Genomic DNA, 20,945 nt, shown 5'->3' on the forward strand with positions numbered 1-20,945 from the left:
CGTTTGGATGATGCGCCAGGCGGGTCGGTATCTGCCCGAGTATATGCGAGTTCGCTCTGCGGCGGGGGATTTTCTATCGCTTTGCAAGGATTATAAAAAAGCCAGCGAAGTCACGATCCAGCCGGTTGAAATTTTAGGCGTGGATGCGGCGATACTTTTTAGCGATATCCTAGTCGTCCCGCTTGAGATGGGTATGGATCTGCGCTTTGAAAAAGGCGAGGGACCCGTTTTTTTTAATCCTATAAAAACCGCCGAGGATTTGGACGCTTTAGACGTAGATAAGGCGGTAGAAAATTTATCTTACGTTTATGATACGATCGGACTTACGAGGCAAAATTTAAGCGCGGACAAGGCGCTCATCGGATTTTGCGGAGCGCCGTGGACGATAGCTACTTATATGATAGAAGGCGGCGGAACAAAAACTTACGCCGTTTGCAAAAAACTGCTTTATACGAATCCGGAGTTTTTGCATCAAATTTTAGCTAAGGTCGCAGACGCGCTTACGCTCTACGTCAAGCGTCAAATCAGAGCCGGAGTAAATGCGGTGCAAATTTTCGATAGCTGGGCGGGCGCGCTTGAAGATAGCGCGTATATGGAGTTTGGCTGGAGGTATATCATGCGTATCGTAGATAGCGTCAAGGCCGAGTTTCCGGATATTCCGCTTATCGTATTTCCAAAGGGGATTAGCGGATATTTGGATCAAATTTCCGGAAATTTCGAGGTTTTGGGCGTTGATTGGAGCACGCCTTTAGCGCTTGCTAAGGCAAAGCTTAGCCCTCGCTACGTCCTTCAGGGCAATATGGAGCCTACTCGTCTTTACGATAAAAAGGCGATTGAAACGGGCGTGGAACGAATTTTGCAGACGATGAAGGGCGCGCCTCATATATTTAATCTCGGACACGGCATATTGCCCGACGTCCCGGTAGAAAACGCGAAATACTTTATCAAACTAGTACAAGAAAAAAGCGCAAGATAGCGTAAAATAAGGAGGGGAAATGAACAATCTGGGTATCAAATTTAAGATCATGACGATAGCTATCGTCGGTCTTTTGGGGCTTGGCATAATGAGCGCCTATATGCTAAACAGTATCGCAAAAACTCGCGCAAAAGCCGAGTATAGCGAGCAAATCGTGGATACGATCACGAATCAAAACAGTTTCATTCACGAGTTGCAAAAGGAACGAGGATTTAGCTCGGGAGTGCTAGCGGGCGGAGATAACGCTAAGCTACTGGCACAGCGAAAAAATGTAGACGCAGCGCTTGAAAAGCTAGCCGAAAAAAGCGAAATAGCTCCCGAGCTAGCTAAAATCCGCTCCGAGGTCGATCAAAAAGGCGGCGATAATCCAATCGGCCGCATAACGAATATTTTAAGAAAAGAGGTTATCGCGATAAACGGTTATAGCGACAAGCTCGAGCCTAGCCTTGTAGACGATCTAAAGCGCATTATTATCGTAGGCGAGATAAAGGAGTCTTTCGGTATCTTGCGAGCTACGCTAAACGGAGTCTTTACTAAAAAAAGCATAAGTAAAGAGGATTATAACAAGGTAGTTGCGCTAAATAGCGTCATAAACAAATTTATGCAAGACTTCGACGAATACAATCCTAAAGAATTTAGCGACGAATTTGATAATATCGCTAGAAAAAAGGCAGACTTTAACGATGCGATGAATATCATAAAAAACGTCGTAGCTACCGAGGACGCCTCTTATGATGCGCCTAAATGGTTTTCAAAGATAAGCATCTCTATAGACGCAATGAGAGAACTTGAGCTAAAGCTGCTAGAAGGTATGCAAAAGGACGCGAAGCAAATAAAAAGCGACGCGAATACTCAGATGATCGTTAGCGTATCGGTTATCGCGGTTTGTATCGCGCTAATGCTGCTTGTATCTATCTTAATCGGCAAAAATTTAATCTCCGGCATCGACTCGACTAAAAGCGGGTTGGTTAGATTTTTCGAGTTTTTAAACAACAAAACAGATAAAGCTCAGCTTCTAAATCGCGGCGGAAGCGACGAGATCGGACAGATGTGCGCGCTGATAAACGAGAATATCAAGCAAATCGAGGCAAATTTGGCGGAGCAAAACGGGTTTATCGTCGAGGCAAACGCATTCGTAAATCAAATCGGCAAGGGCAACTATGCGGCTCAGCTAAACGCAAATACCTCAAATCCGGCTCTTAGTCAGCTAAAGCAGACGTTTAAAGATTTACAAATCGCGCTAAAAAACGCTATAGCGGCAAACGGCGACGACGTGTTAAATTTACTCGAAAGCTTTAAAAAGCAAGACTTTACTAAAAGGCTTGACGATGAGGGCAAGATGGCTACCGGTATCAACGCTCTGGGCGACGAGATAGCGGGTATGCTAAGAACGAATTTACAACAGGCGCACACTCTTGAGGAAAAGGCGGAGTTTTTGGCTCGCTCGATGCAGCAAGTCACTCAAGGCGCTAGTTTGCAGGCAAATTCTTTACAAGAAAGTGCCGCCGCAGTCGAAGAGATGTCTAGCTCTATGAGCGCTATTAGTCAAAAAGCCGAGGACGTAACTCGCCAAAGCGAAGAGATCAAAAACATCATCGTCATAATCCGCGATATAGCCGATCAGACGAATTTACTCGCTCTAAACGCAGCTATCGAAGCAGCAAGAGCAGGTGAACATGGACGCGGCTTTGCCGTCGTAGCAGATGAGGTCAGAAAACTAGCCGAACGAACTCAAAAGAGCCTGGGCGAAATCGAAGCTAACGCAAACGTGCTAGCCCAAAGCATCAACGAGATGAGCGAGAGCATTAGGGAGCAAAGCGAAGCTATAAATATGATAAATCAAGGCGTGGCTGAGGTTGACGAGCTAACCAAACAAAACGTCAGAGTAGCAAATGATACGAGCGCCGTAACCGCCGAGGTCGATAGTATGGCTAAGGCAATCGTCGAGGACGTGAGAAAAAAGAAATTTTAGCTTAAGGAAGCGGGCTGTTGTAAATTTAAGCCCGCTTCGCACATTTACTTGTTAAATAGCGCTAAATTTATGTTTGATTGCCGCCTTTAGGCTATATTTATTTATGAAATTCGGCCGCCATTTTCCAGGCTTTTTCTTAAATCTTTTTTGTTTGCCGAGCTTAAATTTAGCGCACCGACATCGATAGCGCCCGTATTTGTTTGCGCCTAAGCCTGTGTAAAATTAAATTTAACGCTTTTTAGCCTTTTTTCCAACTTGCGGTTTTTGACGATTAATGTATAAATCTAAACCGAATTATCGTTTATATTTTTGGCATTAAACGGCGAGCGCCAAAGTATAAATGTATCAACTCTATTAAGCTAAATTTAGCAAAGCCGGGCAGGCAAATCTTTGGCAATTAAATTTACGAGATATCTCCAAACTTCGTAACGGATCTAAAATTTACTTCGTCTTAGGTATAATCGCGCATCTTAAATTTAGGAAAATCAATGAAAATAGTCTTTGGTCCCGTTAGCTCGCGTCGCTTCGGTACGTCTCTGGGCGTCGATTTATCGCCTGCGCAAAAATGCTGTAACTTCGACTGCGTTTACTGTGAGCTAACCGCCGCCAAGCCCGTCTTTGCCGCCATCGATCCGCCAAGCGTAGAGCAGGTGACGGCCGAAGTAAAAACCGCTTTAGCCGCACATCCGCACATAGACGTCATCACGCTCACGGCAAACGGCGAACCTACGTTATATCCGCATTTAGCATGCCTTGCGCGAGAGTTAAATTTGATAAAAGGCTCCGCTAAAACCCTCATCCTCTCAAACGGCTCGGGCGCGCTAAACCCGCAAATTTGCGAAGCTCTAAAGGAGCTTGATATCGTCAAATTTAGCCTTGATAGCGCGGTGCAAAAGACGTTTATGAGGATAGACCGAACCGGAGCAAGGACCGATGTAAACGAGCTTATTGATGCGATGGCAAAATTTAGGCGAGAGTTTAAAGGCGAGCTGGTGCTTGAAATTTTAGTCGTGTCTGGATTAAACGATACGGCGGCAGAATTTAGGGCGCTAAATGATGCGGTTAATAAAATTTTGCCAAACCGCGTGGATATTAGCACGATAGACCGCCCGCCCGCATACCCAGTAAAAGGCGTTAGTGCCGAGGTTTTAAAGGAGTTGGCCTCGCTGATAACGGGCGCGCCTTGCGTCATCGCGTCGGCAAAATATAGCGGCGAAAAATTCGATCTTAGCAAAGATGAACTGCTGGAACTAATAAAACGCCGTCCTCAAAGCGAAAATGACGCTGCGAGCAGCTTTTCTGAGGGATCAAAGCGAAATTTAGACGAACTTTTAGCGCAAGAAAAGGTAAAAAAAATAAATGTCGCAGGGGTTTGGTTTTATAAACTTGTCTAGATTTATGCTCTGTCGCTGGTTTTAGTCCCAAGCGACGCATCGGATTAGCCTTGCGCTGTGCTGCTAGATGCGACTGCGTCTTTGCGCGGTAGGTTGGATGGGCTTGATATAAAGTGAGCTAGAAGAGGTTTGCAATCAGCTGGCGCGACTCGCTCACGATAGATTTTAAGGCACGGAAATATCTATTTTGGTTTTGAAACAGCTCGCAAATGCGGTTCGTATCGCTTTTGGTACGCTTAATTTTTACGGACTTGATTTTGTGTTACTGGACTTGCTTTATTTTTTTGAAAATTTAAGCTAAAATTTATTGACAAACTTGGCGCTTTTATATATAATACGATTTCTTTTATTTAAGATATTCCGGATTAGCTCAGCGGTAGAGTAGTCGGCTGTTAACCGATTGGTCGCTGGTTCGAATCCAGCATCCGGAGCCATCTATATTGAAAATCCCTTTGAGATCCTGATTTTGCCGATATTTCAAAAGTTTTAAGCTTCATTGGTTTTATTAAATTTGTTCCCTATTTGTTCCCAAAATTTTTTAGTATTCTAGCTTTTTGTTATGTGCTGCAAATTAATCTAAAATGCCTTGGGCTCTCTTTAGCTTAAGCTCACGCAAAGGAGTAGTAAGTTGCGATGAGAACTATATTCTTAAAAAGTAGCAAGTGTAGCGAAGTTAAAAAATAAGGATATAGTCCATTTAGGAATTTCTGAATCTAATTTTAGAGAAATTTTAAGCACTTCACAGAAGATATAGAAGTATCAAAGATATCAAAAGAAAAATAAGAATTCTTATGTCTAAAGAGTGTAAAAAATAAGCAAATTTAGCGGTGAAATTTCCAAGCTCGCCTAGAAGCTTTGCTTTGATATTGATTAAAGTTCGCTACGCTTGTAGCTTTTCAAGATGCAGCTACAAGCCTAGCAAAGTATAGTTTAGATATAATAGCAGCAAAATATACAAAAACTTTCTATCATACTTTTATCAAAGATGATAAGAAAAGATCCGCTTAAGCTTAATTGAGCCAAAATAAATATACCGCATAGGAGCAAATTTGCGTCTAAAATACTTTTATATAATAGTTTTTCTAATCTGGCTTTGCATATTTATCGCCTTGCTGCCCGCTCATAAAATTTCAGCGATCTTAGAAGCGATTGATTTTAGCGATAAAAACCTGACGCAAAGAGAGATCGTAGAGTTAAATTTAAAAGATTACCTAAAAAAGCTTCACTACTTAGATAATTATTCGCGAAGGGATTTCGGCAAGATGGCGGATATTCACTTAGACAAAAACGGCTGTGAGAGAGTACGATTTTCATGGTGTAACGGCGATAAATATCCCGATGATAGATGCGAATTTTGGAAGCTTGATAAAAGACTAAATTTTGATTATCTAATGGATCTGGGTTCTAAAATTTGCAAAAACGGCGAACCTATACAAAACGCCGAAGAGATTGTAGAAAACGACGAGGTTTTAAAACTACGACTCTTTTATCCTTGGGAGCAAGAGCATTTGATTGACGAAGATGGAAATTTTATAGAGAATTTTATATATATGAGGTTTGGGGATGGCGCTTTTAATCAATTAGGCCTATTTACCGATTTTGTATTCACAAATAAAATGAATATGAGCTCTTTGTTTAATGAAAATAAAGATATTAAATCCAATATAATTATTACGAATAAAAATTGCTATCATGCACTTTTGAAGCCAATTTTCAAAAATTTATTAATTGGAGATAAAAAAGCGGATATAGAATCTTTTTGCTATAACTACATACATATCAAGAATAAAATTAATTGGTTTAATAATAAAGAGAAAATCGATTGCGATCACTCTTATTTCTTTTATTACATACCTATATATAAGAAGAAGAAAATGAGCGAAGAAGATGTATTGTTCGATAGTCATGTATTTTCCTATAAAGATATAGAGACTTTGTTTAAGCAATACCAAAATTTAAAGAATCAAAAGAATAAGATAAATTTTAACTCGCAAGGAGAGGACAATGGAACCGAAAGCAAATGATTTGCCTAAGGAAGACGGCGAAACGATTGATTTAAACGGCGACTATCCGCTAGAAGTATTAAGTTATTATATATGGGGGCGAAATAAAAGACCCGAAGGCGATGAAATAGTTAATGAGTATTACGCCAATAGAAAATATGGCGATAAAAATATAAATTTAAATTTTTCCAAACAACAATATTTAGAAAAATTTTTTGGTATCGATAGATTGTTTAAAAACGGGCTTCTAAATCCTCACGCTGATAGACTATCTAATTTTACTAAAATAACCAATATGTGATTTTACTTTCAAAATACGATTTTAAAGACAAATTTAGCCCAAAAAAGTAATATGCTAAATTTGCATATTACTTAAATAATTCTTAAAAAAATATACTAATTTTAAAACTAAATTTATATTTGCCGTTGTATAATAATCTCATAAATTTCAGTAATACCAGAAAGGAGCAAAAATGGAAGAGATCGTAAAGACCACCTGTCCATATTGCGGTACGGGCTGCGGCATCGATCTTATCGTGCGAAACGGTAGAATCGTAGATGCTAAACCTAGCAAAGACCACCACGTAAACGATGGCGAGCTTTGCCTAAAAGGAATGTTCGGATGGGAGTTCGTAAACTCTCCTAAACGCTTAAGCCGTCCGATTATGAGAAAGCTAAACGGCGTCTACGACAAGCGCGGAGAGCTTGAAGAAGTGAGTTTTGAGGAGGTTTATGATTTCCTCGCGGATAAATTTAAATCCACCGTCGCAAAATACGGCCCAAGCTCGATCATGGGCTTTAGCTCCGCGCGCTCAAATAACGAAGACAACTACGTTTTTCAGAAATTTTTCCGCGCCCAGGGCAGCAACAACGTCGATCACTGCGCACGTCTTTGACACGCTCCTACAGTGGCAGGTCTTGCCAGCACGCTAGGAAACGGAACGATGACTAATGATTTGGTAGAATTTGCGACCGATACGGACGTATTTTTACTAATCGGTACCAACACGAGCGAGTGTCACCCGATCATCGCTATGCAGATGCAGCGCGGCCTTCAGCGAGGTGCCAAGATGATCGTCGTAGATCCAAAGCGCACCGATATGGCTAAAAAAGCCGATATTTTCTTGCAAATCCCGATCGGAGCGAATATTAAAACGCTAAATACGATGATGCACGTAATCATTGCCGAAAATTTGCAAGATAGCGAATTTATCGAGAAGTACTCCGAGGGATTTGAATATCTAAAAGAAGCGGTTAAGGACTTTACGCCTGAGCGTTTCGAGCGCGAAACCGGTATAAAAAAAGAGCTCATCATAGAGGCAGCTAGAATGTATGCTAAAGCAGGCGCGGCGGCGATTTGCTACACGATGGGTATCACCCAGTTTAGCGACGGCACGTCAAACGTCTTTTCGCTATCAAATTTGGCCATTTTAACCGGAAATTTAGGCAAAAAGGGTGCAGGCGTAAATCCTCTGCGTGGTCAAAACAACGTCCAAGGCGCATGCGACATGGGCGCGCTGCCTAACGTCATCCCGGCCGGCGCGGTAAACAACCCTTATGCACAGGAGCAAGCGCGCAAAGTATGGCACTTTGAGCTAAATCCGGTTCCGGGCTTTAAGCTAACGCAAGCGCCCGATAAAATGGATAGCGGCGAGCTAAAAGTCCTCTACGTCTACGGCGAAAACCCCGTAATGAGCGATCCTTGGACCGAGCACTTCGTCCACGCCGTACATCACCTAGACTGCTTTATCGTGCAGGATCTTTTCTTTACCGAGAGCGCGCACAAGGCCGACGTCGTGCTACCTGCCGCGGGCTGGGGCGAAAAGGACGGAACCTTTATCAACACCTCTCGCCGCGTCCAGCGCACGCGCAAGGCTAGCGAGCCCGTTAGCGGCGTGGAGCCTGATTGGAAGGTCGTTTGCAACATCGCAAACCGCATGGGGCTAGAGGGGTTTGATTTTGCGAGCCCTGAGCAAATTTGGAACGAGCTAAGAGAGCTTATGCCTAAATTTTTCGGCGGCATCAGCTACTATAGACTAGGCAAACTAGGCGGTATCAGCTGGCCGTGCCCAGACGAGGAGCATTCGGGTACGCCGGTGCTTTACGCAGATCACAAGTCCATGCTGCCTGGCGGCAAATTCCGCTTCGCGCCGGTACTTTACGTAGACGATAAAGAGAAGCGAGCAAAGGCTGAGGCCGAATTTAGAGCCAAGATGAATATCCCGGAGGGCTACCCAGTCGGTAGCGGCGCGCTTAGCGAGGTGCCTGATGAGGTATATCCGTGCCTATTTACGACCGGACGCAAGGTCTATCACTACCACACCGGCACGATGACTAGGGAGTGTCCGGCTCTTGAATACGGTGCTGGCATCGAGGGCGCGCTCATAGAGGTGAGTCCCGATATCGCTCGCGAGAGGGAACTAGAGGAGGGCTGCTACGCGCTCGTACAAAACAAACGCGGCCAGATCGCGGCCAAGCTGCGCGTAAATCCGGATCTAAAAGAAGGCACGATATTTACGACCTTCCACTATAGCGAGGCCGACGGCAACGAGCTAGCAAACGCCGGCGATCCCGATCCGCTCTCGGGCATCACGCCGCTAAAGATGACGATAGCAAACATCAGGCGTCTAAGCGAAGAGGAATTTATCAAATTTAGAGAGCAAAACGAGATGTCGATGCACTCGGCAAATCCGTATTTGTCGCCTGTTAGAGCGTAAATTTAGGGCGGGAGACCGCCCTTTTTCTACTTAAATTTATCCATTTTTATTTTAAATTTACCCGCATTCAAATTTGACGAACTACCGCGTAAAAATTTAATAAAGCTAAAGAAGTGTGAGTCAAATTTAACGAACTATCCATATAAAATTTAATGAAATCAAAGAAGCGTGAGTCAAATTTGACGCAGACAAACCGCGTCAAATTTGATGAGATTACTCGCCCCGCAATCTCGGCGAGAGCGAGCTAAATTTTAAGATTTTATTTTAAGTCTGTCGCCCGCGTAGTAGGCGAGCTTCCAGGTTGGAGTTTGTTTTAGGTCTTTAAAGCCGTAGCCGCGAGCCTTGACTCTATCGCCGTAGATTTTTTCTATCATAGCCGATTCGCCTACTAGCAGCGCCTTTGTCGAGCACATCGCCGCACAAACCGGCACTTTGCCTTCGGAAATTCTATCCTGGCCGTACTCTTCGCGCTCGGCTTCGCTATTCGTCGGTAGCGGACCGCCTGCGCACATCGTGCACTTATCCATCGAGCCTTTGGCGCCAAACACTCCCTCGCGCGGGAACTGAGGCGCGCCGAACGGACACGCGTACAGACAGTATCCGCAGCCGATGCAGATATCTTTGTCGTGTAGCACGATACCATCGCTCCTGATATAAAAGCAATCAACCGGGCAAACCAGCGAGCACGGCGCTTCCTCGCAGTGCATGCAGGCTATCGAGGTTGATATTTCCTTACCTGGTACGCCTTCGTTTAGCGTGATGACGCGGCGGCGGCGGATGCCAAGAGGCAGCTCGTGAGCCTCGTCGCAAGCCACCGCACAGCCGTTACAGTCGATACATCTATCGTCGTCGCAGTAAAATTTAAGTCTATTATTATCGTTAAATTCGCTCATTTTACGCCTTTTCTATGCGGCATAGACCGCTTTTGGTTTCAGGAATCTGAGTGTTTATATCATATCCGTAGTTAGTGACGGTATTTGCGCTCTCGCCTACCGCATAAGGCTTGGTGTCTTCCGGGAAATTACCCGTCATATCAACGCCTTGCATATAACCCGCATAATGAAACGGCATAAAGATGGTGTCGGGTTTAACGGACGGTACCACTCTGGCGCGCACCTTAACCTTAGTACCTTCAGGCGAATGAACCCAGATGAAATCCCAGTTTTGAATGCCGTGTTTAGCCGCAAGCTCAGGGTGGATATCCGCAAACATCTCAGGCGTCAAGCGGCTTAGATACATACTAGCTCTCGTCTCCATGCCCGCACCGCTAAAATTTACGAGGCGAGCCGTCGTGAGGATGATAGGAAACTCTTTTGAGTAGTCCTTTGCTAGCTGGACGGATTTAAATTTCGTATCGACGCGGTTTTGAAGTTTCTTATCCTCAAAGCTTGGATACTTTTGCGCTAGATCGAATCTAGGCGTATGCAGCGGCTCTCTGTGAAGAGGAATTTGATCCGCAAAAGTCCAAACGATCGTCCTAGCTCGCGCGTTGCCGTACGGAGCGATGTTTTTCTCCATGCATTTTTTAGCGATGATATTACTATCGTCATGTATCCAGCTGCCGCCTATTTTAGCCTTTTCATCCTCGGTTAGCGTGATGCCTAGCACCTTTTCGATGTTATCTTTTTTGATCTCCGGATATCCGCCCTTGACAAACGAATCTACTGGCGCGCTACCGTCTGCGGCTAATTGGCTAACTCCGTTATGCTCTAAGCCGAAGCGGTTTCTAAAACCCATACCGCCTTGTCTAACGGACTTGTTTATATCGTAAAGTATCGGGCTGCCCGGATGATCCTCCGTCCAGCACGGCCACGGCAGACCGTAGTATTCGCCTTCGACTACGGTGCCCGGTTTTCCTAGACTTGTTTTTTCGTCAAATTTATCCCAGTTTTCTTGGTGCTTTTTGAGCCTTTCCGGAGTCCAACCCGTCATGCCTATAGTTTTTATTATATTTGCGATCTCGCGCGTAGCGACCTCAGGCCACTCGATCTTACCTTCGGCGTCTCTGATCGTGCGCGTTAGCTCGTCATAGTAGCCTAGCCTTTTGGCAAGCTCAAACAAAATTTCGTGATCGGGCATACTTTCAAACAAAGGCTCCACGACCTGACTTCTCCACTGGCCGCTACGGTTCGTCGCTACGACCGTGCCGCTAGTTTCAAACTGCGTCGCCGCAGGCAGTATATAGACGTCGTCTTTTTTGTCAGTTATCACGCCGGCATCGTTTACGAAAGGATCTACCAGCACTAAAAGCTCAAGCGCATCTAGGCCTTCTTTTACTTTTACTTGTTGCGCGGTTGATGTGATACCGTTGCCTATTACTACTAAGGCTTTTATGCTGTCGCCGGCATTATCTACGGCTTCGTTGCCGTTTTTACCGTCAAGCACGCCCGTCCACCATTTTGACAGCGTAAATCCGGGCTTAAACATCATTTCAGGCTTAACGAAATTCTTTTGGAGCCATTCAAAATCGACCTTCCACATCTTAGCGAAGTATTTCCAGTTGGCCTCGTTTTTTGGATAGTATCCGGGTAACTCGGTCGGCAAATTTGCCATATCCGTCGCGCCCTGAACGTTATCGTGACCGCGCAGGATATTACAGCCGCCGCCTGATACGCCCATATTTCCTAGCACTAGTTGCAGGATCGGAGCGATACGAGTGTTTGAGCTGCCTATGGTGTGCTGAGTTAGACCCATCGCCCAAACGACCGATCCCGGGCGATTTTTGGCATAAACTTCGGTTATCTCAAGAAGCGTCTCTTTTTTGATCCCGCAAACATCGGCTACGACTTCGGGCGTCCATTTGGCAGCCTCTTCGCGGATCAGATCCATACCGTAGACGCGATCGTTTATAAATTCCTTATCTTCCCAGCCGTTTTGAAAGATGATATTCATCATGCCATACATAAAAGGTATATCCGTGCCGGTGCGAATTTGAGCAAAATAATCAGCCTTTGCAGCCGTTCTAGTGTATCTTGGATCGACCACGATTAGCTTTGCGCCGTTATTTTCCTTCGCTTTTAGAAAATGCCTAAAGCCGACCGGGTGATTTACCGCCGGATTTGCGCCGATTATAAAGATAGACTTCGCGTTTTGGATATCTCCAAGATGATTTGTCATAGCTCCGTAACCCCAAGTATTCGCCACACCGGCGACTGTAGAGCTGTGTCAAAGACGGGCTTGGTGATCTAAGTTATTAGTCCCGAACATCGCTACGAATTTGCTTATATAATAGCTTTGTTCGTTGCAATCTTTTGCAGAGCCTAAAAACATTACTTGCTCTGGATTTTTTTCGCGATACGCTTTTAGTTTGGCGCCGATTTCATCAAGAGCCTCTTTGTAGCTGATGCGTTTCCATTTGCCGCCTACTTTTTTCATCGGGTATTTTACGCGACAGTGAGAGCGCACCATATCGATGACGTCGCTACCCTTACAGCAGTGGCCGCCAGCGCTTACCGGGTGATCTTGGGCTACTTCTTGGCGTACCCAAACGCCGTTTTCTACCTCGGCGCGCACTCCGCATCCAACGGAGCAAACCGTACAAATAGTTTTTACGATTTTAGAGTTTGGAAACGGATTTGCCATTTCTTCTTTTGTGGCGCTTCTAGTTACGCCGCTAGCGGCCAGTCCGCTCATGCTGCCCGCTACGCCCGCTAGCGCGGCCATTTTTAAAAACGATCTTCGCCCGACTGCGTTTGAGTGGGGCATAAGACGTAAATTTGCCTCAGACATACTTATCCTTTCTTAAATTTTTATTATTTCGCTTGTTCGTAGTATAGATCCCAGTTTTTGCTTCTTTTATAAAGCACTTCGGTCTTTTTACTTTTACCGTATTTTAGGTTTGACGCCGCTGCCGTCGCTACTCCGGCCGTAGCCGCTACCGCGCCGACTAGCCCCGCCTTTTTTAAAAATTCTCGCCTATTTTTTTGCATTTTCTTCCTCCATAGCTTTTAGCTTTCTCACTCGGTTTTTTTGCCTTCTTATGGCCTCAGATCTTGAAACTCCGTCCAAGGTCTTTTTGTTTTCGCCTTGATTTATAGGACGAGGCGCGCTTAAAACTACGCGCTCAAACTCTATAAATCCTTGCAAAAGCACTGCGACGTCTTTATAAATTTCGCTGCTTTCGTGGTTAAAAAGACTCTCTATAAACTCGTCGATGTTTGGGTTTATGATCTCTTTAAAAAGCTGCTCCTCAAGCTCGCCGTATAGCTCCTGCTCGCTCACGCGCGCGATAAATTCGCTCATCAGCGCAAACACGAAACCCACGTTGTCTTCGTTTTCTTTAAATTTAGCCTCATCTCGCCTAAGGTCGGTGCGGGCTAAAATTTTACGCACTTTAGCGCAGGCGTGTCCAACCTCGTAGCCCTCATCGTAGTAGGACAGCGAGTTTCTAAGCGGACTTGGCAGAGCGTGGAAAATTTCGTCGAATTCATCCGCTAAATTTTGCGGATTTTTTTCGTCGAATTTTACCTGAATGCGCATTATCGCGGCGGCCGATTCTTCGTTTAGAGCGTGCGCTGAGGCAAGGCCTAGCATCGCATTTACGCCGCTAAATCTATCAGCGCCCTGGCTAAAAACGAAAAAACGCGAAAATAGCGAGTAGTAAAGCCCGCGTCCCGCCGCAAATTCGCCCTTGCTAGTCATTGCCTTCCTTTATCATTTTTATCTATTTTTTGAGATTTTTCTCGATTGTGAAACTATACTACTTTTTGGCTTATTTCTTATACTTAAAAAAAATTAAATCAAAAAAATTAATATACGCTTAAATATGCCTTAGTTGCATATTGCTTATAGCGAGTTTTAGGGGATAAAAGAAATATGAAATTTACGCATATATCTTGCATTTACTCTTTTTTTTGATATTTACTTTTAACTAGGCTATTTTAACGGGCGCTAAACGAGCCTAAATTTAAAACCTGAAGCGAAATTTGCAAAATTTGAGGCTCATTCAAGCCCCAAAAACGCTCCTTCGTCAAATTTAAAATAAATCCTCTCGCCGATATTAAATTTTTGCGAATTGGGCGCCAGGGTTTTTATCAAAAAGTCGCCGATTTTGATTTTTACCAAAAGATCTTTGCCAAGATAGAGCGAAACCGAGTGCAAGATGCCTTCAAAATAGCCTTCTATCGGCGTTTTGCTTAGCATTATTTTGCTTGGATTTACGGCGATCTTTACGGAGTTACGTAAATTTTGCGGCAAATTTACGCTCGCGTTTTCGTCAAATTTTAAAACCCCGCCCTGCGCGTCGAAAATATTTTTGTACTCGAATTCGCACACGCGACCCTTGTGCAAAAAGACGTTTTCTTCGGCTACCGCGCTTAGCCATTTATCGTCGTGGCTAGCGATCACAAAGCCGCAGCCGTATCTTTGCCGCATATAAAGCACCGCCTTGCCAAACAGCTTTGAGGTGCCCACGTCCACGCTATTTGTCGGCTCATCGAGTAGATAAAGCCGAGATCTAAGCGCCAAATTTAACGCAAAGCTAACGCGCTGCGTCTGCCCCGAGCTTAGCTCAAAGTGGCGCTTGTTTAAAAAACTCTCGTCAAGCCCGACCAAATTTAACGCCTCGCTCGCTCGCTCGTCAAATTCCGCTAGCACTGCGCGGCTTTTTAAAACGGCTTTAAAATTTTCCCTCACGGAGCGTTTTAAAAGCGCGGGTTCTGGTAGCAAAACGCTAACGTCGCGCAGTAAATTTAGACTAGGCGCGCTGCTTCCCCACAGCCGCACCTCGCCGCTAGTGGGCTTTTGTAAAAACGAAATCACTCGCATTAGCGTGCTTTTGCCGCTGCCGTTACTGCCCGTTAGCGCAGTGATTTTGCTAACGTCGATATCAAGGTGCGGGATGTTTAAAATCTCGCTTGCGCCGTAGTTTAGGCGTAAATTTCTAACGTTTATCACTTTGCGCCTTTCTCGTTAAATTTGCACAAAGGCTCAAATTTGACGCGCCTAGCCCGCTTTTTGCGAGCGTAAAATTTCTAAATTTATCAAATTTCATCGGTCAAGCCTTTTTAGCGCGTGTATCGTCAAATTTACGGCAAATGCGATAAAGATGAGCACCAAAGCCAGCGCTATACCCATCGCAAACTCGCCCTTGTTCGTCTCCAGCGACACCGCGGTCGTGATCGTGCGGGTAAAATATTTGATATTTCCGCCGATCATCATCGCGACGCCGACCTCAGCCACGATGCGCCCGTACGCCGTCGCTACGACCACCATCAAAGCGTATCTTAGCTCGTAAAGCACGCAGGCAACGAGCCTTGGCGGGCTCAGGCGTAAATTTAGGATGGTTAGGTAGTGCTTTTTGTCCATATTTTCCACGACGCTGGCGCTTAGCGAGACGATGATAGGCAGAGCCAGCACGAACTGGCCGAGCATAACGGCCTTTAGCGTAAAAAGCAGTCCAAACTCGCCAAACGGGCCGTTTCGCGTGATAAATGCATACAAAATAAGTCCGATCGCAACAGTGGGCATTGCAAGCGCCGTATCGCTGAGTAGCCTAAGAATCCTGCGCCCTTTAAAATCATAAAATCCCAGCGTAAATCCAAGCGGAAAACCGACTAAAATCGCAAAAAATATCGAAACGCTCGAAGTGTAAAGCGTCGCCCTGATCGCCGAATACGTCTCCTCGTTGCCGCTAAAAAGCAGCCTAAAAGCCTCCAAAAATCCGTTTAGTAAAAAATCCAAATATTCTTTCCTTGCATATTTCTTAAGTGTTAATTTAATGTGCTATAATAGCATACTTTTTAAAAAAGGAGAAAAATGAAAAAAGTAATATTAGGCTCGCTAGTTGCGAGCGTTTTGGCGTTTGCGGGCGATAGCGAACTCATCATGGCTACCACTACCAGCACCGATAATACGGGACTACTAGACGCGATCTATCCTGCGTATAAGGCAAAAACCGGCGTCGATATCAAATGGACTGCCGTAGGCACGGGAGCTGCGCTAAAACTAGGCGAAAACTGCGATGCGGACATACTTTTCGTGCATTCGCCAAAAGTTGAAAAAGAATTTGTAGAAAAAGGCTTTGGCGTAGAGAGAAAAGCCGTAATGTACAATGACTTCGTCGTCATCGCCGATAAATCGATCGCAGATAAATTTAAAGGCAAAGACATAAAAGAGAGTTTTGAGCTAATCAAAAAAGAGAATATCAAATTTTTCTCTCGCGGCGATAAATCAGGTACCGACAACAAAGAAAAAGGTATCTGGAAAAAAATCGTCGGCGAAGTGCCTGAAAAAGACGGCTGGTACATGCAAACAGGCCAAGGCATGCTAGCTACCATTAACGCAGCAGCCGAGCAAAAGGGCGTGACGTTCACCGACCGCGGCACCTATATCAAGTACGAGGACACCAAAAAAGGCTCGCCCGAGATGATCATCATCAACGAGGGCGACAACGACCTAAAGAACTTCTACTCGCTAATCGCGGTAAATCCGAAGCACTGCGCTAAGGCCGACATCGAAAACGCAAATAAATTTATCGAGTGGGCAACGAGCGAAGAGGGTCAGAAGTTTATCGGCGACTTTAAGTTGCTAGATAAGCCGCTTTTCACGCCTGACGCGAATACTCGCAAGAACTAATTTTATTTACGCGCAAATTTGAGTCGAATTTATGGCTTAAATTTGCGTGATTCGGGCGCACTTTGCACCCTTTTCCTTTACTTAAATTTACTCTTTTCAGTTTTTAAATTTAATCAAATTTGACCGCCAAAACCCGTATCTTTACGCAGTTAAATTTCAAATTTGACCGCATATTTTTGGTTTGCTCAAATTTGACCTTTTCGCGAGTCAAATTTAACCCGCTAAAATTTAAATCTTCCCGCCGAACATCTCATACATCGCCTTTTCCTCGCCCCAAAGCTCGCGGTGCTTTTTGATGCAGGATTTTATCGCACTTGCGAGATAGAGCACGTCTTGCTCGGCGTGCGTGTAGTGCAGGCTCACGCGCACGAAGCCGGGCTTGCTCTCTGGCATGCGTCCCTCCTTGATACCCAGCAGATCGTGAGCGTACGGGCCCGCGCACATCACGCCCGCGCGCGTCTGGATACCGAAGTCGTTGCTAAGGCTCGCAGCGAAATCATACGCCGAGACGCCGCGCACGTTAAAGGAAATTATCGGCAGCCGCGGCGCGCCCTTTGGAGCGTAGTTTATGACCTCGTCTATGCCTGCTAGCTCGCTCTCAAAAAGTCGCGCGAGCTCGTCCTCGGCGCTTTTTATCCTCTCAAAACCCACCTCGTTTCGCAGCGCGTAGGCTAAATTTGCCCGCATGAGCCCGATTATGGGCGGCGTACCGCCCTCCTCTAGCTGCTCGGGGTTTTTCAAAAATACGTGCCCTTCGCGGCTAGCGTAGGCGACCGTCCCGCCCGCGGCAAATGTCGGCACGTCGCTGTTAAGTAGCTCCTTTTTGATCGCCAAAAGCCCACAGCTTGCGACTCCGCCGAGTAGCTTATGCGGCGAGAGGAAAATCGCGTCGAAATAGTCGCAATCTAAATTTGCGTGCGAGCCGAGCGCCGCGCAGTCAAAGGCCACGATACCGCCCGCGGCTCTGATTAGTTTGCTGATTTTTTTATAATCGCTGATGACGCCCGTGACGTTTGAGGCGGCGCTAAACGAGCCGATGATGCGGCGTCCCGCGTTAATCTTCAAGATACGCTCAAGTGCTAGCAGATCGATCTCGCCGGACTCGCTAAGCGGCACGCGCAGGTAGTCGCAAAGCCCCTCGCGGAAGCTAAGCTCGTTTGAGTGGTGTTCATACGGCGAAACGAGCACGAGCGGAAGCCGCGCGGCGCGTAAATTTGCCTCGCCGATCGCGCCTCTGGTCGCAGGCGGCAGGTAGATGCCGAGTATCTCTTGAAATTTCTTGATCGCAGCCGTCGCGCCCTGTCCGCAAGCGATGAGACAAAACCGCTCGTCAAGCCCTAGCAGCTTTTTTAGGCTCTCTCTCGCGCCCTCGTAGTGCCGCTGCGTGATGATGGCGCTGGAGCTACTGTCGGAGTGGGTGTTGGCGTAGGTTTTGAGGGCGTCTGCTATCTCGCGCTCTACGGGCTCATAAGCAAGCCCCGAAGCAGTGTAGTCAAAATAATGCACGCCCAGTTTTAAGATGATATTTTTTCGTATTTCGTCTAAATTTGCCATTTTTTACTCTTTAAATTTGATGCGGTAATTATATTAAATTTTCGCAAATTTAGGGCTTTTTCTGGGAAATTTGAAGCTAATTTTGCGGGCTATTATTTTAAATTTGCGCTTAGCTGTATAAAACTTGCCGCGCGGCGATTTGCTCAAATTTAAAAGATATTTGCATTTAAAATTTGGTAGCGAATTTGTAGGCTGATTTTAAAATTTGCAGCTAAATTTTGCCCTAAATTTTGGCGCGGAAAATAGACAAATTTGGCCTCGAGGCCAAGCCAAATTTGAGTAACGATGAGGACGCGTTTTGATTTATCGGTCAAATTTACTCGCGTCGTTTGCGAGCTTAAAATTTACAAAACAAAAACTGAAATTTTAAAAGCGATTTTTGATTTTCTGAGTTGATATTTGCTTGCGGCGACTTCGTTGCGGAGGAAATTTAAGCACTAAATTTAAAAATTAGAATTTTAATCGCCAAGCGGCAAATTTAACGTTCATTGCGAATTTTTAAGGCAAAGAGACGCTAGCCGCAGAGGCTCGCGACCCTTTGCGAGGGCGGAAATTTTATTTATTTATAAAATTTTTCTCTAGCCACTCGATAGCTTTTGCTTCGCTCTCGAAGCGTCCGCTTTTAGCGACCTGATTTTGCCCCTCGTAGAAGCGAATCCTGATACCGTCTTGGACGCTATCTACCTTTATTCTAGTGATCTTATCTTTGTTTAGATAGACCCTATCGTTTAGTTTTACGTACATTTTTTCTCCCTTAAATTTCATGTGGTTTTATTTCTTTTTATCGTTTGCGTCGTCTTTGGCCGAGTCCTTTTTCTCGCCGTCTTTTTTCAAAAATAGCTCCTTAAAGCGCTTATCCGCAAAGTCCTCGATGTCGTTTTGTAGCTGTCTGTAAGCGTTTATGAGCTCATGCGCGCGCTCGTTTAGCGTCGTGCCGGCGTTTTCGCCGCCGCCTTGCTTGGTGGTAAAGAGCTCCTCTTTTAGATTTTTTTGCAAAATTTGCAGATGATTCCAGCATTTTTTATAGTTCATGCCTAGGATTTCGGCGGCCTTTGAGATCGAGCCGACCTCGGCGATGACGTCTAGGACTTCGGTTTTGCCCTTACCAAATATCAGCTCGCCCTCGTCGTTTTCTATCCAAGTTTTGGTTTTTACTCTCATCTTTTTTCCTTTCTTCTCCTTAAAACACCCCAGCTGGCAGTATTTTACGTCGATTTTATAGTCTTTTAGCGTCGAGCGGATCGTCTTTAGCCCCACGCCCGCAGCCGCGTCTCTAGCGTCTTTGCACAGTATCCTGCCCTTTTCGTCGGTCATCTGTTTTAGCTGCGTCATCACGGTGTATTTGCCGCGTCCGTTTTCCAGCCCGCCAAACTGCCCCAGCTCGCAGTTATCTATCTTTACGCCCATTTTTTCGGCTTCGTCGCTAACCTCGCCGACCTCTACGCCCAGTTTTGCGGCGATCTTAAACGCAGCACCGCAGTCCAGCCTACCTTTTGGATTTAGCAGTTTTGTTATCAGTTCTCGGATTTGCTCACTCATAGATTCTCTCCGCGCCGCTATATACGTTTATGTTTTCGCCGCGCGCAAAGCCGCACAGCGTGAGGTTAAATTTACGCGCTATCACGACGCCAAGGCTAGTGGGAGCCGTGCGCGAGACTAGCACGGGGATGCCGTGCATGACGGCTTTTGCGACCATTTCGGAGCTGAGCCTGCCGCTCACCATCAAAAACGAATTTTGCAGCTGCGCGCCGGCTAGTATAGCTTTGCCGACGGCTTTGTCTATGGTGTTGTGCTGAGCGATATCCTCGCCGATGTAAAACTGCTCGCCGCTCACGAAAAGCTTGGCCGTATGCACGCAGCCCGTCATCTCGTAAAGCTCGCACTGCGTGTAAAACTGCCCCATCTGGCGTAAAATTTCGTCTTTGTTAAATTTGACGTCGGCCTTTATAGAGCGCGCCGCCATAGCCTCAGGGTCGATGTTTGCCGTCGAGCTACGCCCGCAGCCGCTGATTATCACCTTTTCCTCGTCAAACTGCTCGAGGCGTTTTTCGTTGATTTTAGCCTTTACCCGCACGCTTAAAGCGTCGCTTGAGAGCTCTATACTCTCGATATCCTCAGGGCTTGCGATCAAATTTTCGCTGATGAGATAGCCCGCAGCTAGCGCCTCCTGATCAGTTGGAGTCGCCATGAGCGCGCCGAAACGCTTGCCGTTTATGTAGATCTCAAGCTTGATCTCGCGCACCAAAATATCATCAACGGCGCTTTTTTGCGCGCCTTTAAATTTGGTGATTTGGGTCGTAAAAATAGGTTGCATGATTTTCCTTAATTTTTGCGAAATGATAGCTTGAAAATCTAAATTTAAGATTTGATTGTAGTGAAATCTTGCTTAAATCAAGCAAAAACTTAAACGTATTTTAGCGCGTTTTTATCGGTATCCGATGATGATTTATATATGCGAATTTAGCATATATCTTAAGATATTTTTGACTACGATTTTATCATTATCTATCATTTGCATAAGAAATGAAGGAATAATAAAAATAGCATAAGGCTAGAATTGGATCGCGCATAACTTGCTGTATATAGGTTAAATGTTGAAAAATCATAGGCTCATCGCAACTTAATGCAAACATAAGGAGCATTAAGTTGCGATGAGTTCGATGAAAAACAAATATATAATCCGTTCCCGAATTTCAGAGAAGAAATTTAGAGAAATTCTAAAGTACTTCACAGAAGATATAGAAGCATCAAAGA

General features: G+C 45.3%; 17 protein-coding genes, 1 tRNA gene and 1 pseudogene. 9 read left to right on the forward strand and 10 right to left on the reverse strand.

Going from position 1 to position 20,945, the window contains the following annotated elements:
* The 7 genes from hemE to RYL88_RS12695 all read left to right on the forward strand — a co-directional run.
* Nucleotides 1–976, forward strand: a 976-nt coding sequence (gene hemE, locus RYL88_RS04885; RefSeq protein WP_314989433.1) for a uroporphyrinogen decarboxylase, incomplete at its 5' end; no start/stop codon positions are given.
* Between the two features lie 19 nt (nucleotides 977–995).
* On the forward strand, nucleotides 996–2,948 hold the full coding sequence (locus tag RYL88_RS04890; protein WP_314989435.1) for a methyl-accepting chemotaxis protein: 1,953 nt from the start codon (nucleotides 996–998) through the stop codon (nucleotides 2,946–2,948).
* Between the two features lie 488 nt (nucleotides 2,949–3,436).
* The gene (locus tag RYL88_RS04895; protein WP_314989437.1) at nucleotides 3,437–4,342 is read left to right on the forward strand and encodes a radical SAM protein; all 906 of its coding nucleotides are present in this window, start codon (nucleotides 3,437–3,439) and stop codon (nucleotides 4,340–4,342) included.
* A 359-nt stretch (nucleotides 4,343–4,701) separates the two neighbouring features.
* Nucleotides 4,702–4,776 (forward strand) — tRNA-Asn (locus RYL88_RS04900).
* 615 nt (nucleotides 4,777–5,391) lie between these two features.
* A complete protein-coding gene (locus RYL88_RS04905; RefSeq protein ID WP_314989440.1) occupies nucleotides 5,392–6,366 on the forward strand; it encodes a hypothetical protein in 975 nt (324 codons plus the stop codon).
* Entirely contained in the window at nucleotides 6,347–6,646 is a 300-nt protein-coding gene (locus RYL88_RS04910) for a hypothetical protein (protein WP_314989441.1), read from the forward strand. The genes RYL88_RS04905 and RYL88_RS04910 overlap by 20 nt, the downstream gene beginning before the upstream one ends.
* Nucleotides 6,647–6,818: 172 nt before the next feature.
* Nucleotides 6,819–9,062, forward strand: a complete 2,244-nt coding sequence (locus tag RYL88_RS12695) for a molybdopterin oxidoreductase family protein (RefSeq protein ID WP_369011029.1) — start codon at nucleotides 6,819–6,821, stop codon at nucleotides 9,060–9,062.
* Nucleotides 9,063–9,313: 251 nt separating this feature from the next.
* On the opposite strand, the gene fdh3B is transcribed toward RYL88_RS12695, so the two are convergent.
* The 6 genes from fdh3B to tupB form a co-directional block, all read right to left on the reverse strand.
* On the reverse strand, nucleotides 9,314–9,955 hold the full coding sequence (fdh3B, locus tag RYL88_RS04925) for a formate dehydrogenase FDH3 subunit beta (RefSeq protein ID WP_314989444.1): 642 nt from the start codon (nucleotides 9,953–9,955) through the stop codon (nucleotides 9,314–9,316).
* Between the two features lies 1 nt (nucleotide 9,956).
* Nucleotides 9,957–12,767, reverse strand: a complete 2,811-nt coding sequence (locus RYL88_RS04930) for a formate dehydrogenase subunit alpha (protein WP_314989463.1) — start codon at nucleotides 12,765–12,767, stop codon at nucleotides 9,957–9,959.
* A 47-nt stretch (nucleotides 12,768–12,814) separates the two neighbouring features.
* Nucleotides 12,815–12,991 carry a twin-arginine translocation signal domain-containing protein gene (locus RYL88_RS04935; RefSeq protein WP_009496297.1) on the reverse strand — a complete coding sequence of 59 codons (177 nt, stop codon included), beginning with the start codon at nucleotides 12,989–12,991 and terminating at the stop codon, nucleotides 12,815–12,817.
* Nucleotides 12,978–13,703, reverse strand: coding sequence for a molecular chaperone TorD family protein (locus RYL88_RS04940; protein ID WP_314989446.1), 726 nt, complete (start codon nucleotides 13,701–13,703; stop codon nucleotides 12,978–12,980). The genes RYL88_RS04935 and RYL88_RS04940 overlap by 14 nt, the downstream gene beginning before the upstream one ends.
* A gap of 300 nt (nucleotides 13,704–14,003) precedes the next feature.
* The gene (gene tupC, locus RYL88_RS04945) at nucleotides 14,004–14,957 is read right to left on the reverse strand and encodes a tungstate ABC transporter ATP-binding protein TupC (protein ID WP_314989448.1); all 954 of its coding nucleotides are present in this window, start codon (nucleotides 14,955–14,957) and stop codon (nucleotides 14,004–14,006) included.
* Between the two features lie 93 nt (nucleotides 14,958–15,050).
* A complete protein-coding gene (gene tupB, locus RYL88_RS04950; RefSeq protein ID WP_314989450.1) occupies nucleotides 15,051–15,743 on the reverse strand; it encodes a tungstate ABC transporter permease TupB in 693 nt (230 codons plus the stop codon).
* Nucleotides 15,744–15,818: 75 nt separating this feature from the next.
* Here tupB and tupA point away from each other — a divergent pair, with 75 nt between their 5' ends.
* Nucleotides 15,819–16,637, forward strand: coding sequence for a tungstate ABC transporter substrate-binding protein TupA (tupA, locus tag RYL88_RS04955; RefSeq protein ID WP_314989452.1), 819 nt, complete (start codon nucleotides 15,819–15,821; stop codon nucleotides 16,635–16,637).
* A gap of 228 nt (nucleotides 16,638–16,865) precedes the next feature.
* Here the strand turns inward: tupA and RYL88_RS04960 are convergent, their stop codons facing one another.
* The 4 genes from RYL88_RS04960 to fdhD form a co-directional block, all read right to left on the reverse strand.
* Nucleotides 16,866–18,191 (reverse strand): aminotransferase class V-fold PLP-dependent enzyme, encoded by a 1,326-nt coding sequence (locus RYL88_RS04960; protein ID WP_314989454.1) that lies wholly within the window; start codon nucleotides 18,189–18,191, stop codon nucleotides 16,866–16,868.
* Between the two features lie 555 nt (nucleotides 18,192–18,746).
* Nucleotides 18,747–18,935: a hypothetical protein gene (locus RYL88_RS04965; RefSeq protein WP_004320751.1), complete on the reverse strand. Its 189-nt coding sequence runs from the start codon at nucleotides 18,933–18,935 to the stop codon at nucleotides 18,747–18,749.
* A gap of 27 nt (nucleotides 18,936–18,962) precedes the next feature.
* Nucleotides 18,963–19,730: a LysR family transcriptional regulator gene (locus tag RYL88_RS04970; RefSeq protein ID WP_314989458.1), complete on the reverse strand. Its 768-nt coding sequence runs from the start codon at nucleotides 19,728–19,730 to the stop codon at nucleotides 18,963–18,965.
* The gene (gene fdhD, locus RYL88_RS04975) at nucleotides 19,723–20,505 is read right to left on the reverse strand and encodes a formate dehydrogenase accessory sulfurtransferase FdhD (RefSeq protein WP_314989460.1); all 783 of its coding nucleotides are present in this window, start codon (nucleotides 20,503–20,505) and stop codon (nucleotides 19,723–19,725) included. The genes RYL88_RS04970 and fdhD overlap by 8 nt, the downstream gene beginning before the upstream one ends.
* Nucleotides 20,506–20,842: 337 nt before the next feature.
* Here fdhD and RYL88_RS04980 point away from each other — a divergent pair.
* Nucleotides 20,843–20,945: pseudogene (locus tag RYL88_RS04980) on the forward strand (IS1595 family transposase); the annotation flags it as partial.

Origin of the sequence: uncultured Campylobacter sp., from assembly GCF_963517995.1 — a bacterium.
GTDB lineage: Bacteria > Campylobacterota > Campylobacteria > Campylobacterales > Campylobacteraceae > Campylobacter_A.